The organism is Thalassospira profundimaris WP0211 (genome assembly GCF_000300275.1).
Lineage (GTDB): Bacteria > Pseudomonadota > Alphaproteobacteria > Rhodospirillales > Thalassospiraceae > Thalassospira > Thalassospira profundimaris.
On record NZ_AMRN01000008.1, the window covers coordinates 218335 to 234383 of the forward strand.

Sequence of the window (16049 nt, forward strand, 5' to 3'; positions counted from 1 at the left end):
GCCACGGTGGTTTCTGGCTCGCCGAAACACGTGCGGACGTGATGATGGCAGGCCAGCTAAAGCAAGGCTGAGCCGGGATGCTTGAGGCACGGTATTGTGGTGGTGGAGGGTAGTGCGGCTGCCGTCCTGGGGGAGTTGCGCAGGACCGCGGGATGAGGCTGTGCATGGGGGGCAGCGGTGCAGAGGGAGTGCTGCTCACGGGCGATGTGCGGGACGGCTGTCGGCCTGGACCGGGGGCCCTTGGGTGGGGTCGTGTCGCCCGGAATACCTGGACTTTTCACGCTTTTCCGTGCCTGAGAAAAATCGGGAATGTGCGGGATTTGCTGTGAGCCGCACATTCCCTGTGCCTGAGCCTGTCGGGTGGTGGCAAGTCAGGCAGGTGTTTGTTTTGCCGTGATTTTTTGACGGCTTTAGGCTGATTTGCGCTGGTTGGCGGCGTCTTCGGCCTTGATCGCCTCGTCATGCATCAGCGACAGGATGGTGCGTTTGTAATCCATGAATTGCGGGCTGGTGAGCGCATCGATGTGGCGCGGGCGTTCGATGTTGATATCAAGCGATTGCTTAATCAGGCCGGGGCGGGCGGACATCACGTGCACCTCGTCGCCCAGGAAGATTGCCTCGTCAATGTCGTGGGTGATGAAAAGCACCGTCTTGCGGCGGCTTTGCCAGACATCAAGCAGCAGTTCCTGCATCATCTGGCGGGTCTGGCTATCGAGCGCGCCAAACGGTTCATCCATCAGCAAAATGCGTGGATCATTGGCAAGGGCGCGGGCCAGCGCCACGCGCTGGCGCATGCCGCCCGAGAGTTCCTTGGGATAGGATTTTTCAAATCCGTCAAGGTGAACGGCCTTGATCAGATCATCGGCGATGTCTTCGCATTCGGATTTCGGCAATCCTTTGAGTTTCGGGCCAAACATGACGTTTTCACGCACGGTCAGCCAGGGAAACAGGGTGTAGCTTTGAAACACCATGCCGCGATCGGCCGACGGGCCATTGATCGGCTCGCCATCGAGTTCCAGCCGCCCCGATGTCGGGGTTTCAAGCCCGGCAACAAGGCGGAGCAAGGTGGATTTGCCACAGCCCGACGGGCCGACAATGACGGAAAAGGTATCGTTGGCAACATCAAGCGAGACGTCATCAAGGGCCAGAACCGGCGGTTTGCCCTTGGGTTCGAACCGTACCGTGATGTCACGAAGGGAAAGCATGCTCATGACTGTATCGCCCCTTAAAAATCGGCAGACCAGGGCAGCAAACGCCGGCGTGCCCATTTAAAGAAGAAATCGGTGATCAGGCCCAGAATGCCAATGGTAAAGACACCAAGCAAAATCACGTCGGTAAACAGCCCGCGCATGGCATTGAGGATCATATAGCCAAGGCCGGTATCAGCCGCGACCAGTTCGGCCACCACCAGATAGGTCCAGGCCCAGCCCATGGTAACGCGCAGGTTATCCATCACACCGGGCATGCAGGCCGGCACCAGAACGCGCGTGACAACGCGTCTGCGATCCGCGCCCAGCGTATAGGCGCAATCAATCAGATCCTTGGAAATCCGGGCCGACACATCGGAAATCAGAATAAGCTGCTGGAAGAAGGTGCCGAGGAAAATCACCATGATTTTCTGTTCGATCCCGATGCCGATCCACAGGATCAGAAGTGGGATCAGGGCCGAAACCGGGATGTAGCGCATGAAACCGGTGATCGGTTCAATCAGCGCCTGCACCGCCCGAAAACTGCCCATCAGGATACCGATCGGCACGGCAAAGATGGAAGCGAGGATAAAGCCCGACAGGATGACAACAAGGCTTGCCCACATATGTTCAAACAAAGACATATTGGCTATGCGCTTGATGCCAGCTTGAACCACCTCATGCGGGGCGGCAAGGAAGTCGCGGGGCGTGATCCCGCCATAGGTGAGCAAGCACCACAGGGCCAGGATAACAGCAACCGAAATCAGCGACAGGGTGACATAGGTTCCCTTGTCGATATCGGTCTTGGGCGAGAAAAGGGATCTGGTCCACATGATGCTTGCTCTTTTAAGTCTTTGTATTTTGCGTGTTACTTGACGATGTCAGCAGCCAGCAGGCTTTTGGGATCGGCTTCGAGCGTGATCAGGCCGCTTTCCTTGCCAAGGGTCATGGCATTGGCAATGGTGCCGACAATGCCATCTTCGTTGGCCGGATCCATGAAGGTCTTGTTCATTGCATCATCATAAAACGCAATGCCCGCACGGGTTTCAGCAAAGACCGCCGGATCTTCAAGCCAGCCGCCAACACCCTTTGCCATGATCACGTCGGCGGCTTCCTCGTTGGCTTTCTGCCAGGCGATTGCCTTGGCCCATGCACGATAAAGCGCTTCCATTTCCGGACGACGGGCTTCCAGGGTTTCCTCGGTCGTCACCGCGATATCGGTGATCAGGCCCGGTGCCTTGGAACTATCGATCAGAAGGTGACCATGTTCGGTGTCCTTGCCACGCGTCAGCCACGGCTCCCACGTTACAGCCGCATCAACGCGCTTGGCGACAAAGGCCGCACCGGCATCACCAGCCGACATGTTCATCGAATTGACGTCAGAAAGGCTCATGCCGGCTTCCTTGAGAAGGACGCTCAGGAAGAACTGCGAGACAGAACCCTCGGTATAGGCGACGTTTTTGCCCTTGAGATCCTCGATGGTTTTGATGTCGGCATTGGCAACAATGCCGTCGCCGCCACGTGAATCATCCAGCGCAAACAGATAGGTCAGCGGATGGTCGTCAGTGTAAAAGCCAAGCACGGTGTCAATCGTGGTAACCGCAACATCAATCCGCCCAGCCGCCAAGGCCGGCATGCGGGTTTTGACGTCTTCCATCACGACAAGTTTGACATCAAGGCCTTCTTCTTCAAAGAAGCCCTCGTCCTGGGCGATATAAAGCGGGCCATAGCCAACCCAGGTCGAATGCGCGATGGTCAGTTCCTCGGCCGAGGCGGCGGTGGAAAGCGAGAAGGCGGTTGCGAGGGCCGCACCCGACAGGCAGATTTTCGAAAGAATGCGTTTCATGGATGGTGTCTCCGGTGTGAGATGCTCTCTGATTTAGGTTTGGTTTCTTTGATTTGGCCTTAGCCCGATTTTCGGTTCGGGTTTCTGGTGGCGTTTGACCCGGCCAGCACGCACAGCAATTCATACATGAGCGAAATGCCAAGCCAGGCTGTTCCTCCCGAAGGATCGAAGGGGGGCGAGACCTCGACAAGGTCTGCGCCCACAAGGTTTAGACCGGCGAGAAGCCGGATCATTTTTTGCGCCTCGCGGCTGGTGAAACCGCCGATTTCCGGCGTGCCGGTGCCCGGTGCAAAGGCCGGGTCGACAGAATCAATGTCAAAGCTGACATAGGTTTTATCGTGGCCGACAATGTCACGCGCCTCGGCCATGACATCGTCGATGCCGCGATCAATCACTTCTTCCATGCGGATGATGCGAACGCCTTGGGCCAGGCCCCATTCAACATCCTCGCCGTCATACATCGTGCCGCGAATGCCGATCTGAACCACGCGCCTGGGATCAAGGTAACCGTCCTCGATCGCGCGGCGGAACGGCGTGCCGTGGGTATATTTGAAGCCGTTGAAATAGCTGTCAAAAAGATCGGTATGGGCATCGAAATGCACCATGCCAAGCGGGCCATCGGATGCCAGTGCCTTCAGGATCGGATAGGACAGCAGATGATCACCACCGGCACTGAGTGGCGTGATGCCCTTTGATTTCAGCTTGGCGATAAAGCCCGTCACACTTTCCAGCGTATCCATGATGTCGGCCGGATTGACCGGCGCGTCACCCAGATCGGCGATATTGCGGTCTTCAAACGGGTTCTGGCTGGTGACCGGGTGTTTCGGCCGGATCATGGTCGACAGATCGCGCAACTGACGCGGGCCGTGCCGCGCACCCGGACGGTTGGTGGTGCCGCCATCCCATGGTACGCCGAGCATGGCGATATCGACCTCGCTTAAGACCGGGTTATCCAGCGACAAATGCGGCGCGCGCATGAAGCTTGCCACCCCGGCATAACGCGGCAGGGTCATCGCCGAGGGCGGAACAAAGGAAATAGCGGACCCAGTATCAGGTTTGTCAGCAGTATTGGGCATGAAGGCAGGTCCTAGCGCGGTGGCGATGGTGGTGGCATGCCGTCGCGGTCGGGTGGGGTGAGCGCGGACACGGCAATTATCTCAAAAGCTTGGACGAAGATTGCCACGCGGGGACGTGTTCAATAATATGAAACTTTCAAACTAAACGTCTGATTTTTTCAACGTAATGCTTTCACGAAGGTCAAGCGCCGATGTCAGTAACACTTCCGCCGCTCAGTGATGTCGATTTCCGCCAGTTGCGGATTTTCAGGACCATCGTCGAAAGCAACGGTTTCACCGCCGCCCAGGACGAGCTTGGCATTTCAAGATCGACCATCAGCACCCAGATGTCCGCGCTTGAAACCCGGTTGGGGGTGAAGCTTTGTCGCCGCGGCCGGTCGGGCTTTTCGCTGACCGAACATGGGCAAAAGATCTATAGCGAGGTGATCAAACTGTTTGCCGCGGCCGACTCTTTCCGGGCCGAGGTCGGGGCTATTCGCGGCAATATGGTGGGGGAACTTCGCATTGGTGTTGTCGATGCCATGGTCGAAAATCCCAATTGCAAGCTGGATCGGGCGATTGCGCTGTTTCATGAACGCGCGCCGGGTGTACATCCGACCTTTGTTGTCGTATCCCCCAACCAGATTGAAAACGCGTTGCTCAGTCGGCAGATGGAAATCGCCGTCATGCCCAACCAGCCGATGAATGCAGCCGTGCAGATGCAGCAGCTTTTTCACGAAGAACAGACGATGTATTGCGGCAAGGAGCATCCGCTGTTTGAAAAAGCGCATGAAAAGATGCCAATCGAACAACTGGCCGAACAGAAATACGCAAGGCGCGGTTACTCGGTAGCGCTTGCGTTCCAGTCCCTGTTCAAACATCCGCCAAGTGCCACGGCCTATGACATGGAAGGGCTGGCCTATCTGATCCGAAGCGGCAAGTTCGTCAGTTTCCTGCCAACCCACTTTGCGCGGCAATGGGTGGAGCGCGGCGAAATGCGCGCCCTTCGTCCCGATCTGCTCAGCTTCAAGATCGCCATGTGTGTCGCCAACTTCCCGCAATCGGTGATGTCACGCATGGCGCGTGTGTTTCGCGAATGCCTGATCGAGGTGCACCCGACTGTGACCGCAATCAAAACCGTGCCGCCGACGCTTGAAAAGACTGCTGCGTCGTCATCCCAATAACTGTTTTCCCAAATCCGGTTCGGGCGCTATGCTCTTGATCGGGCAGGGGAGTTAAACGGAGTGGATCATCAAGACCATGCTGTCATCGCTTAATATCCGTCATATGCGTGTGTTTGTCGCAGTTGCCGATCAGGGGAATTTTACCGCTGCGGCCGGGGTTTTGGGCCTTGGTGTGCCTGCGGTTACCGCGACCATTCGCCAGTTTGAGGATGTGACGGGGGCCGCCCTTTTTGATCGGACGACACGGCAGGTGGCGCTGACGCAGACCGGGGAGCGGTTCTTGCCGATTGCACGTCGGTTGCTGGCCGATTTTGAGGAGGCGCTTGGCGATCTGGATGCGCTGTCCAAAGGTGTTGGCGGCAAGATTACGATTGCAGCCGCGCCATCTGTTTTGACGCGTATTTTGCCTGCCGTGATTTCTGAATTTGTCGCCGCCCATCCCGATGCGCGCATTCGCCTTGACGAACGCAATGCCGGTGAGGTGCATGAGGCGGTGGCGAGTAATGCCGCCGATTTCGGCATTGCCGGGGAGTGGCAGGCGCTTCCCGATATTGCCTTTCGCCCGCTGTTTTCTGATCGGTTTGGCGTGCTGTGCCGGGCCGATCATGCCTTTGCCAAGAAATCTGTTTTGCGCTGGTCGGATTTGACCGGGCAAAAACTTGTCGGGTTGGGGCCGGAATCCGGGACCGGTGCGCTGATGGCGCAGCCCGGTGTCACCAGCGATCTTTCATCAGATACCATGCCGGTCCTGAGCCCTGCTGTGCGTGATGCGGTGGCGGCGGGCATTCCGGCGGCAAAAACGGTTCTGGCGCGGGCGCAAAAGGCGATGCGGGCCGAGGAAAAGGTGCTGCGGTCACTTGATCCGAACGCCAGCAACTCACAGGAAGGCAGCGATATCGCCTTGGGCGCAACTGGCCCGATCCTGCCGCGTCCGATTGTTGAAACATCCAACACCATCACGCTGGCCGCCATGGTCGCCGAAGGGGTGGGGATCACGGTTTTGCCGGAACTGGCAGCAAAGGTTTCGGATATGGCGGCACCCGAAAAGCTGGTGTTTGTGCCACTCACCACCCCGGAACGTCATCGCCATATCGGCGTGATTACGCGCAAAAGCAAAAGCCTGTCACCGATTGCGCGATTGTTCCTTGATCAGGTGATTGCGCTTGCCCCCAAGCAGGACCTTCCGGCCAGTTTGACGTGGTATTAAAATGCAAAACTATTTGTTTTTGAAATGAATTGTATTTTAAGGCGAAAATTCTGTGTTTTGTGCTATTTTTATGAGTACTTAGGGTTGTTCTCATATTGCTAATCGGGGAGGAAGGTTTGACTGCATTCGTCTTGATGGGGTGTGTCCCTTTAAAGGACTTTTTTTCTGATGAAACAGAAATTGAGTACGACGAAATCAGACAGATTTCGGTTCGGCGTGGTACCTCTATTCCTTTAGTGCAACCGGATGAGATAGAAGGTTGTGCTAGCCGCTATGGTGAGAGCCCAGTAACGGCAACTCCGCGCGAGAGAACTGAGCCTGTGAAATGTGAACAAATACAAATGTCGCGCTATGGAGAAACCTTTGTAACGGATTCAAAAGAGGGTACGGATTTATCCTGCTTTCCAGGGGTATCCATTTCGAGGTATGGCGAAGGACCAACCACAAGGTCGCCAAACCCGGAAGAAGTGGAGTGTAATGAGTTTGGATCTGACGGTTTGGTTGGCGTAAATGTTGCTTATTCTCACTTCTAGGAATGACCTCGCAGTTGATTACTTGATTTTATCTTTGATCGAAAAAAAACTTCCTTATTTCAGGATTAACACGGAAGACCTGTGTCGCGCAGAAGGGGGGTTTTCTGTGGGGGATTTTGGTGTTTATCGGGAAATAAGTATTGGAAGTAGGAAGTTGGATTTATCCAAGGTGATTTCGGTTATTTACCGAAGGGCCCTGCATCCAAATCCATCCACCGATCTTTCTATAAGCGAGAGACGGTTTGTTGCCGGAGAGATTCGGCATTTTATGATGGGATTAATTCTTGACCCGAATGTTAAGTGGGTCAATTCAATTGATAAAGTTTCTGTTGCTGAAAATAAAATTTATCAACTAAGGGTTGCAAGTTCATTAGGCATTCCTGTTCCCAGAACAATTGTTTCAAATAAGTTCGAAGAGTTAACTAGTTTTATTAATACCAACCCCTCGGGTACGGTTTGTAAGCCAATATATCATGGGTTTTATCAAGATGAGTCCGGCGACAATTCGATTTATACCCGTGCAGTGTCTGAAAAAGATCTTTTAAGGGCGAACTTAGAAGTTTGCCCGGTGTTATTGCAGGAAAATTTAGCGGGTAACGAAGAATTACGAGTAACTGTTGTGGGAGACAAGATTTTCACAGCGAGAGTTTTGACTGAGGACTCTTTGGTGGATTGGCGTAGGCCTGAGGCAAATTCAAGATTCGAGCGAGCCTCTTTAACTAAAAAGGAAGAGCAGCTTTGTATCGATTTTCTAGGATATATGGGATTGTCGTATGGCGCATTTGATTTCATCCGTACGCGTGATGGGCGGCTCTGCTTTCTAGAGGTTAACCCCGCAGGCGAGTGGGCATGGCTTGAGGATCAACTGGGATTTGAAATTCGTGATGCCTTGATTGAATTGTGCTATGGGGCGGGGGCGTGTCATGCTTGAAGTTTCTGAGATCAAGGCGCTTACTGGTGGTAGGCGCTGGTTTTGTTGGCTTTTCTCCTTTTGGAGAGACTTGCTTTATTTGTTTGCTCATACAGTTAAGCCTTACGAAAAACTTCCGAATGTTGTCGGTGATTTGCCCATGACACATAAGGTTCCTTCGGATGAGCAGTTGCAACACTGTAGAGAGATGTTTAACGAAGAGGAACGGCGCAGAGAGTTTTTGGAAGAAAAAGCTCAGAAATCATTTAATGTATCAATATTTATATTGACGATATTATCATCCGTTTTTGTTTTGTTTGCAAAAGAATACAGTGGCCCGGTTTGGATAAAGAATATTAGCTTTTCCGTGTATTCTGTTTGTTTCATTTGTATTGTTTTTTCATTTTTATCCTCAATGAGGGCGGTTTCAGTTAAAGCCAGTCTCTGTTTAGGGAAAGATGCAGTTCTTGATAAGAGTACTCATGAGTTCTTGACGTATAATAAACTGATGTATGGACAAGGTTTGATTTATTGCGCCAGTGTAAATCAAAAAATCAATAACCATTTGACCGATTTTGTTCGCGCAACTCAGATTTTCTCTGCAATCGCAATGGTTTTTACATTTATTGCTTCATCGCCTTACGCATATTCTTTGGTTTTCCAAAATGGCGGTTTTGATAACGCTGTTGAGGCAGAGACTAAATTCGAAGTTATTTCGAAAGGTGGCGATTGCTTCGAAGTGATATTGGATGGCAGTTCATTTCGTCTAAAGCAAAAGCCTGTCACCGATTGCGCGATTGTTCCTTGATCAGGTGATCGCACTCGCCCCCAAGCAGGACCTTCCGGCCAGTTTGACGTGGTATTGAGCCGGGGTCGTTTTCGGCCATTTGATATCATTGCTGGCAGATGATGCGGTTTGCGACATATCATGACCAGTGAGCCGAACATTATGACCCAGGTGCAGGAGATGGCATGAGCGAGCGTGCGAAGCAATCGACGGCGACCAACCGCAAACAGATTAACCTTGCCCTTCAGGGCGGGGGATCGCACGGGGCGTTTACCTGGGGCGTTCTGGACCGGTTGCTTGAGGATGAAGAGATCGAGCTTGAGGCGATTTCGGGCACATCGGCCGGGGCGATGAATGCGGCCGTGGTGACTTCGGGCTTTTGCAAGGGCGGTCATGACGGCGCGCGTGAGGATCTTGAGCGGTTCTGGTCGGCGGTTTCCGAGGCCGCACGGTTCAGCCCGCTGCAACGTTCCCCGATTGATGTTTTGTTTGGCAACTGGTCGCTTGGCAATTCGCCGATGTATCAGTGGCTTGATATGAGCGCGAAACTGTTTTCGCCCTATGACCTTAATCCGGCGGGGGATAATCCGCTGGCGGCGCTTTTGGCCGATGTCGTCGATTTTGATTTATTGAACAAAAGCCCGACCAAGCTTTTCATCACCGCGACCAATGTCGAAACCGGGCAGGCACGGGTGTTTCGCAACCCCGATATCAGCCTTGATGTTTTGCTGGCCTCGGCCTGTTTGCCCAATATTTACAAGACCGTCGAGATTGATGGCGTGCCCTATTGGGACGGGGGATATTCCGGTAATCCCAGCCTTGGCCCGCTGGTGCGGGAATGTTCGGCCAATGACACGGTGCTCGTACAGATCAATCCGGTCAAACGGCCGGGAATCCCGAAAACCTCGCACGAGATTTCAAGCCGTTTGAACGAGATTTCGTTTAACAGCAGCCTCGTCAAGGAACTGCGCATGATGTCGGTGATCCGCAAGGACATGCCGCCCCATCAATGCGAAGCCAGCAGTTGGGGCACCATGCGCATGCATCTGATTGCCAGTGACGTGATGCTTGAGCTTGATCATACTTCCAAGATGAATGCGGAATGGGATTTCATGACCATGCTGCGCGACAAGGGGCGTGAGGCAGCTGGCGTGTTTCTTGAAAAACATCGCGGCGATATCGGCAAGAGCCCGACGCTTGATCTTGAGCAGTTTGCGCCGGATTACGTTTAAATCGCCGCCTTTGGGCTGTTAGCCCGATTTGCCGTAGCGCAGGCCATCAATCATCAGATCCAGCATGCGATAGGTATGCTGCATGCCTTCGTGATGGTCGGGATCGTCGCCCGCATTGCCGCCTGCTTTGCCCCCAGATGTGCTTCCGGCACTGGCAAGGTTGCCAATGGCGCGCAGCAGATCATAAGCATCAATGTCTGATCGGGCTTCGCCCGCCTCGGCGGCGGCAGCCAGCAGGTTTTGCAGGGCCGGTTCAAAGTTGCTGCGGAAGTAATCGGGCAGGGCATCAAAGGCCGGGTCGCCCGAATGAAGGGCTGATGCCAATCCCTTTTTCGTGACGATAAACCGGCAATAGCGCCTGAGCCAGCGCGACAGGGCCTCGCCCGGCGGGTGGTCAGTTGCCAGCGTTTTGGCATCGGCCGCACAGGCATCAACTTCGCGCTTGAACACGGCAACGACCAGATCGCTTCGTTTGGGAAAACGGCGATAGAGCGTGCCGACCCCGACCCCTGCGGTTTTGGCAATTTCACGCACCGGCGCATCAACGCCCGAGGTGGCAAAAACCGTCTTGGCGGCTTCAAGCACCGCGTCTTCATTGCGGGCGGCATCAGCACGGATGCGTTTTTTTGTGCCGGTGTTTTCTTCCTGCATCGCTTTGTTTTTCCACAATAAGCCAGCGTGATCGAGCGCGGACGGAGTCCGGGTGTTGAAATTCACACTTGATAAACGGAACATTGTTCCGTATTTGAATCGACAACAGGAACGTCGTTCCGTTTGTTGGTTTATAGGCGAAATCGACGGTTTCGCCAAGCAAAACAAGGATGCTTTTCATGAACAATCTGATCACCAGTGCCCGTCATCTTCCGGTTCGGGATGCGGTGCCGACCCTTTCGATTTGCCCGGTGATTTTGCCGGTTGCTGATCGGCCGCAGCCGATTGAAATGCGGATTACCCTGCCTGCGGTGGGGGATCATTTTCCGATTATCCTGTTGTCGCACGGGCATGGGCCGTCGCTTTATATTCCGTCGATGAATGGCTATGGCCCGCTGGCGCAGTTTTATGCAGAGCAGGGCTTTGCCGTGATCCAGCCGACCCATGGCAATTCCAAAGTTGCCGGGTTTGGGCCGGACGCACCGGGGGCACCGTTTTTCTGGCGGTCGCGGGTCGAGGACTTTAAACATATCATTGACCATCTGTCCGACATCGAAGCCACCCACCCGATCCTTGACGGGCGTTTGGACCCTGAGCGGATTGCAGCGGTCGGGCATTCGCTTGGTGGGCAGACGGTGGGGATGTTACTTGGCGCGCGGTTGACCGATACCGCCGATCCGGAGGCGCAGGATGTCAACCTTCTGGAGCCGCGGATCAAGGTCGGTGTGTTGCTGGCAGCCCCCGGCAATGGCGGGGAGAGCCTTAGCGAGCATGCGCGTGCGAACTATACCGCGCTTAACCCCGATTTTTCCCATATGACGACACGCACCCTTGTGGTGGCAGGGGATGAGGACGATAACCCGCACCTGACCACGCGCGGGGCGGCATGGCATACCGACCCGTTCCATTGCAGCCCGGGCGGTGATTATTTGCTTACACTCAAGGGCGGCAAGCACGGGCTGGGCGGTATTGCAGGCTACGATGCCAAGGAAGCCGATGACGAAGATCCCGATCGCCTTGCCGTGACCCAGCGGATGAGTGCGGCCTATCTGCGCAGCGCATTTGATAAAAGCGACCCGGCATGGGCAAAGGCGTGTGATGCGCTGGTAACCCATGGTGCGGAACTGGCGCATGTGACGGGCAAGTAAATTTCGATGTGCTTTGTGGGCCATGGTGGTGGGTGGCGTTAGCAGTCGGGGGCTGTGCAGATTGCAGTTACCCGCAATCGGGCGTAACGTGATGACCGTCCTGAACAACGTCCCTGAACATCATGGCCCAAAGCGAACTTGAGAAAATGCAGGCCGGTGACTGGTATTCCTGCCTTGATCCGGAACTCACCGTGATGCGCCATCGCGCCCTTGAGGCCTGTCATGAGCATAGCGTGCTTTATCCCGCAGAGCGCGGCAATATCGGGCCGAAACTGCGCGCGCTGTTTGCATCATGTGCGGATGATGTGCGGATCGAGGCGCGGTTTCATTGTGCCTATGGGGTGAATATCCATCTCTCTGAAGACGTGTTTTTAAATGTCGGCTGCGTGATCCTTGATACCGCACCCGTCAAGATCGGGCGGCATTCGATGCTCGGCCCGAATGTGCAGATTTATTGTGCCGATCATCATCGCGATCCGGAGCTTCGCAAACAGCATCTTGAGATTGGCCGGCCAGTAACGATTGGCGACAATGTCTGGATCGGCGGCGGGGCGATTATTCTGCCGGGGATCACGGTTGGGGATGACGCGATCATCGGCGCCGGGGCCGTGGTGACGCGCGATGTTGAGGCGGGTGCGACGGTTGTTGGTAATCCGGCAAAGCCAGTTGCGCGGTAAACTTTTTGCTGAAGCCTACTGTGTCCTGATTCCCGCCTGCACGGCAATGACGGCACCCCCCAAAAAAAAGAGGCAACCGGCCAGGGGTGGACGCGGTTGCCTTGAGTTGGGACAAACCTTAATTCAGGATGTCACAGGGAAGCATTGAGGTCGTGAAGGTCGTAAAGTCCGGTCAGGCAACGTCATCCGTTGCCGGGTGGCGTTTGCGGCCCGTGATCATGGCGCGCACCAGATTTTCGTGATGGCGCAGGCTGGCCAGCAATACGCCGCCGACATGCAGCAGCACCAGGAACAACAGGCCGTTTGCCAGCGCCTCGTGAGTTTCCTCAACCCATTCAGAACCCCAGAACATGGTGGTGGTGTACATCCAGCCGGTCAGCGCGCAACCGGCCATGGCGAGCATGAGGGCGACGATCATCGCCGCCCCGGCCGGGTTATGGCCGAGATAACGGGGTTCGGTGCCGCGCAGGATATCGCCAAGATATTGAAGCGTTGCCGCCGGGCTTTTAATGAACTGGGTGAAGCGGGCATATCTTGTGCCGATCAGGCCCCAGATCAGGCGCAGCGCAATCAGGCCGCCCGCGGCATAGCCCGCCCAGTGATGCAGGCTGTCCCATTCATCGGCCGTGATCCAGGCAATGACGAAACTTGCCGCCAAGCCCCAGTGGAACAGGCGGACAAACGGGTCCCATACTTTGACAGACATGATGCGTGCTCCTGACTGTTGAATGCGTTTTTAGCTGGCTGGTTCAGAGAGGCGGCTTTGACCGAGGACACCCGTGCAGGCAGGCACGGGGTCGGGGACAGACTTTCGGTCAAAGCCGCACTCACCCGAGGGAGGCGCGATTAAAATCAGTCGTCTTCCTTGACGAGCTCAAAGGTCGCCGGGTTGAAATAGGCTTCAACCTTTTTGCCATCGGCCTTGACGGCATAAACTTCGTAGCAGCCTTCATCTTCCTTGATCTTGCGGACGTCCCAGCCCTCGGCTGTCAGCTTTTCCTTGAGCGCATCCATGCTCTGCCATTCGGATTTCGGCACGTTGCAATAATCGTCACTTGCCTGTGCGGTGTGGGCAGTCAGGCCAAGGGCGGCGGTGGCAAGAAGCGTGGTCGCAAACAGGCCAAAGGCGGCTTTCTTCAAAACAGTGTTTTTCACGGCTCGGTTCCTTCATAAGATAGGGGATATGTCATGATCGGTGCGGAGTATGGCGTGCTTCCCTGACAACAACCTGAACCCGATATTTTTCGACGTTCAGCACACTGTCAGGAAACGCCCTTAACCAAGGGCGATTGTGCAAAGTTTTGCGATGAGGTTGGCGTGCGTATTCTTCTGGTCGAAGATGAATTGATGCTGGCAGACGCGGTGCGCGATCATTTGCTGGCAAGCGGCGAGGCGGTTGATCACAGCGCAAGTGTGGTCGATGCCGAGATCATGCTGCGCGGGACCAACTATGATGTGTTGCTGCTTGACCTTAACCTGCCCGATGGCAAGGGGCTTGATCTTCTGCGCGATCTTCGCCGCAAGGGATCGGCCACACCGTGTATTATCCTGACCGCGCAGGATCAGATTTCGGATCGGATCGAAGGATTGAATGCCGGGGCGGATGATTATCTGGTCAAGCCGTTTGATCTGAACGAGTTATCGGCGCGTTTGGCCGCCGTGTCGCGGCGCTATAGCGGCAATCCCAATCCATTTGTCGAGCTGGAGGGCGGGGTGGAGGTCGATCTTGCCGGGCGGTCGGTGCTGCGCGATGGCGAACATATCGATCTGACATCACGGGAATGGGCGCTGTTTGATCAGATGGTCAAACGGCCGGGACAGACCTTATCGAAACGCCAGCTTGAAGAAGCGCTTTATGAATTCGGGGCCGAGATCGAAAGCAACACGGTTGAGGTTTATGTCAGCCGGTTGCGCCGCAAGCTTGGCCGTGACGTCATCAAGACCGTGCGCGGTGTTGGCTATCGGGTTGAGGGATAATGAAGATCAGGGCGCAAAACAGTCTTCAGTTCATTCTGACCAAACGCCTGACCTTAATTGTCGCGGTGTTTTGGGTGATCGGGGCACTGTTTGCGGCCTATACGGCGCGCCATGAGATGGAGGAGGGCGCCGATACCGCCCTTATCGAGACGTCACGGCGGACCTCGACCCTTATCATCGATTATCTTGAAAACCATCAAGGCGCGGGCGGGATCGTTGTTTTGCCCGAACCGGGCTTTGACGCTGTTCATGATGATGACGACGACAGCGATCATGACGATCATGATGGTGATTTCGACGATTTCGATAACTTCATGCAATATCAACTGCGCGATGCAAAGGGTGACGTGCTGCTGCGGTCGCAAAATGCACCGGAGACGCCGTTTGATACGCCATTAAAGCCCGGTTTCAGCGATGGTGATGAGGTGCGCGTTTATACCAGTGTGACCGGCAATGGCGATCTGTTCATGCAGGTGGCCGAACCGACCGAGCATCGCAATGAAGCGATCATTGAAACCATGGTGTCGCAGTTTACGCCGCTGATTTTCCTGATCCCGGTGACCATTCTTGCGGTGGTTTATAGCGTGACCCACGCGCTTGCCCCGGTGCGCCATGTCCGTAATGAGATCGAAACGCGGGGCGAAGGCAACCTGACCCCGATTGCGCAGGATGACCCGATCGAAGAAATCAGCACCATTGTCACGGCGGTCAACCGGTTGATGGCAAAGCTTGAGGCGGCACTCAGTGTCGAGCGCAGTTTTACCGCCAACAGTGCCCATGAACTGCGCACCCCGATTGCCGTGGCGTTGGCGCAAACGCAAAGGCTTTTGGCGGAACTGCCCGCGGGGCACGCGGCCCGCAAACGTGCGGTCCAGACGGAAGAGGCGCTTAAGCGCCTGTCGCGGTTGTCCGAAAAGCTATTGCAGCTGGCACGCGCGGAATCAAGTGGGGGCTTTAGCCCGACCGGGCATAATCAGGACCTTGGCCCGACGCTTAATCTGGTGATTGAAGACCTCAAACGGGCCGGGATGGAAGGGGCGCATATCCGTTTTGATACGGAAAATCTGGCGACATTATCGGCCAATATTGACCTTGATGCCTTTGCGATTTGCATGCGCAACCTGATTGAAAATGCCCTGAAATATGGTGCGGATGACGAACCCGTCGATATCCGTGTAGTCGAGGATCACATCGTTCAGGTGTCCAATGGCGGCGTGCCGGTCAGCCCGGCAGAACTGGCGCAACTGACCACCCGGTTCAAAAGATCGAGCAACAAGGCCGATGGTTCGGGATTGGGTCTGGCGATTGTCGAGGCGATTGCGCGCAATACCAAGGCAGAGCTCAAGCTTTATTCCCCACGGCCCGACCATGCGGACGGGTTCATGGCCGAGCTTCGGTTGCATCAAAGCTAATGCTCATAAACCTCATCCAGCCGCCAATATCCAGAAGGCTGCGGGGTGATCGGATGACTAGGGGTAAGGGTAACTTCCCTGACAATACAAGACTGGCGCGTGAGCTACTGTTCGTTTCTCCACCAATCACCTTACAGTCCCAAAAATCAGAAGACGGTTCTGATTTTTGGGACTGTAAGGTTAAGGTTTTTAGTGTCACTTTTTTGATATACAATCTAGGGTAGTGTCTGCTTCTTGTTGTAA

General features: G+C 55.0%; 17 protein-coding genes. 10 read left to right on the forward strand and 7 right to left on the reverse strand.

Annotated elements, in window-relative coordinates; genetic code table 11:
- Positions 1 to 410 precede the first annotated feature (410 nt).
- From TH2_RS15745 to speB, 4 genes are read right to left on the reverse strand one after another with little or no spacing between them, the layout of a single operon-like run.
- Positions 411 to 1211 (reverse strand): ABC transporter ATP-binding protein, encoded by an 801-nt coding sequence (locus TH2_RS15745; RefSeq protein ID WP_008891426.1) that lies wholly within the window; start codon positions 1209 to 1211, stop codon positions 411 to 413.
- A gap of 14 nt (positions 1212 to 1225) precedes the next feature.
- Positions 1226 to 2020, reverse strand: a complete 795-nt coding sequence (locus TH2_RS15750) for an ABC transporter permease (RefSeq protein ID WP_008891427.1) — start codon at positions 2018 to 2020, stop codon at positions 1226 to 1228.
- Between the two features lie 35 nt (positions 2021 to 2055).
- Complete coding sequence (locus TH2_RS15755) at positions 2056 to 3033, reverse strand: ABC transporter substrate-binding protein (RefSeq protein WP_008891428.1); 978 nt, start codon at positions 3031 to 3033, stop codon at positions 2056 to 2058.
- A gap of 59 nt (positions 3034 to 3092) precedes the next feature.
- Entirely contained in the window at positions 3093 to 4109 is a 1017-nt protein-coding gene (gene speB / locus TH2_RS15760) for an agmatinase (RefSeq protein ID WP_008891429.1), read from the reverse strand.
- 191 nt (positions 4110 to 4300) lie between these two features.
- On the opposite strand from speB, the gene TH2_RS15765 reads away from it, so the two are divergent.
- From TH2_RS15765 to TH2_RS15785, 6 genes are all read left to right on the forward strand, one after another.
- Entirely contained in the window at positions 4301 to 5272 is a 972-nt protein-coding gene (locus tag TH2_RS15765; protein WP_008891430.1) for a LysR family transcriptional regulator, read from the forward strand.
- Between the two features lie 76 nt (positions 5273 to 5348).
- The gene (locus TH2_RS15770) at positions 5349 to 6479 is read left to right on the forward strand and encodes a LysR family transcriptional regulator (protein ID WP_008891431.1); all 1131 of its coding nucleotides are present in this window, start codon (positions 5349 to 5351) and stop codon (positions 6477 to 6479) included.
- A gap of 116 nt (positions 6480 to 6595) precedes the next feature.
- Positions 6596 to 7012 (forward strand): hypothetical protein, encoded by a 417-nt coding sequence (locus tag TH2_RS21320; protein ID WP_157194162.1) that lies wholly within the window; start codon positions 6596 to 6598, stop codon positions 7010 to 7012.
- A complete protein-coding gene (locus tag TH2_RS15775) occupies positions 6990 to 7943 on the forward strand; it encodes an MvdC/MvdD family ATP grasp protein (RefSeq protein WP_008891432.1) in 954 nt (317 codons plus the stop codon). The genes TH2_RS21320 and TH2_RS15775 overlap by 23 nt, the downstream gene beginning before the upstream one ends.
- Complete coding sequence (locus TH2_RS15780; RefSeq protein WP_008891433.1) at positions 7936 to 8730, forward strand: hypothetical protein; 795 nt, start codon at positions 7936 to 7938, stop codon at positions 8728 to 8730. Before TH2_RS15775 ends, TH2_RS15780 begins: the two co-directional genes overlap by 8 nt.
- A gap of 164 nt (positions 8731 to 8894) precedes the next feature.
- Complete coding sequence (locus TH2_RS15785) at positions 8895 to 9941, forward strand: patatin-like phospholipase family protein (RefSeq protein WP_008891434.1); 1047 nt, start codon at positions 8895 to 8897, stop codon at positions 9939 to 9941.
- A gap of 18 nt (positions 9942 to 9959) precedes the next feature.
- On the opposite strand, the gene TH2_RS15790 is transcribed toward TH2_RS15785, so the two are convergent.
- On the reverse strand, positions 9960 to 10592 hold the full coding sequence (locus TH2_RS15790; RefSeq protein WP_008891435.1) for a TetR/AcrR family transcriptional regulator: 633 nt from the start codon (positions 10590 to 10592) through the stop codon (positions 9960 to 9962).
- Between the two features lie 179 nt (positions 10593 to 10771).
- Here TH2_RS15790 and TH2_RS15795 point away from each other — a divergent pair, with 179 nt between their 5' ends.
- Together TH2_RS15795 and TH2_RS15800 are read left to right on the forward strand one after the other, a co-directional pair.
- On the forward strand, positions 10772 to 11740 hold the full coding sequence (locus tag TH2_RS15795; protein ID WP_008891436.1) for an alpha/beta hydrolase family protein: 969 nt from the start codon (positions 10772 to 10774) through the stop codon (positions 11738 to 11740).
- A gap of 122 nt (positions 11741 to 11862) precedes the next feature.
- On the forward strand, positions 11863 to 12417 hold the full coding sequence (locus TH2_RS15800) for a sugar O-acetyltransferase (protein WP_008891437.1): 555 nt from the start codon (positions 11863 to 11865) through the stop codon (positions 12415 to 12417).
- 172 nt (positions 12418 to 12589) lie between these two features.
- Here TH2_RS15800 and TH2_RS15805 read toward each other — a convergent pair whose 3' ends face one another.
- Both TH2_RS15805 and TH2_RS15810 read right to left on the reverse strand, forming a co-directional pair.
- Positions 12590 to 13123 carry a cytochrome b/b6 domain-containing protein gene (locus TH2_RS15805; RefSeq protein WP_008891438.1) on the reverse strand — a complete coding sequence of 178 codons (534 nt, stop codon included), beginning with the start codon at positions 13121 to 13123 and terminating at the stop codon, positions 12590 to 12592.
- 146 nt (positions 13124 to 13269) lie between these two features.
- Entirely contained in the window at positions 13270 to 13572 is a 303-nt protein-coding gene (locus TH2_RS15810; RefSeq protein ID WP_008891439.1) for a PepSY domain-containing protein, read from the reverse strand.
- Positions 13573 to 13734: 162 nt separating this feature from the next.
- On the opposite strand from TH2_RS15810, the gene TH2_RS15815 reads away from it, so the two are divergent.
- Both TH2_RS15815 and TH2_RS15820 read left to right on the forward strand, forming a co-directional pair.
- The gene (locus TH2_RS15815) at positions 13735 to 14394 is read left to right on the forward strand and encodes a response regulator (RefSeq protein ID WP_008891440.1); all 660 of its coding nucleotides are present in this window, start codon (positions 13735 to 13737) and stop codon (positions 14392 to 14394) included.
- A complete protein-coding gene (locus TH2_RS15820) occupies positions 14394 to 15806 on the forward strand; it encodes an ATP-binding protein (protein WP_008891441.1) in 1413 nt (470 codons plus the stop codon). Before TH2_RS15815 ends, TH2_RS15820 begins: the two co-directional genes overlap by 1 nt.
- The last annotated feature ends 243 nt before the right edge of the window (positions 15807 to 16049 follow it).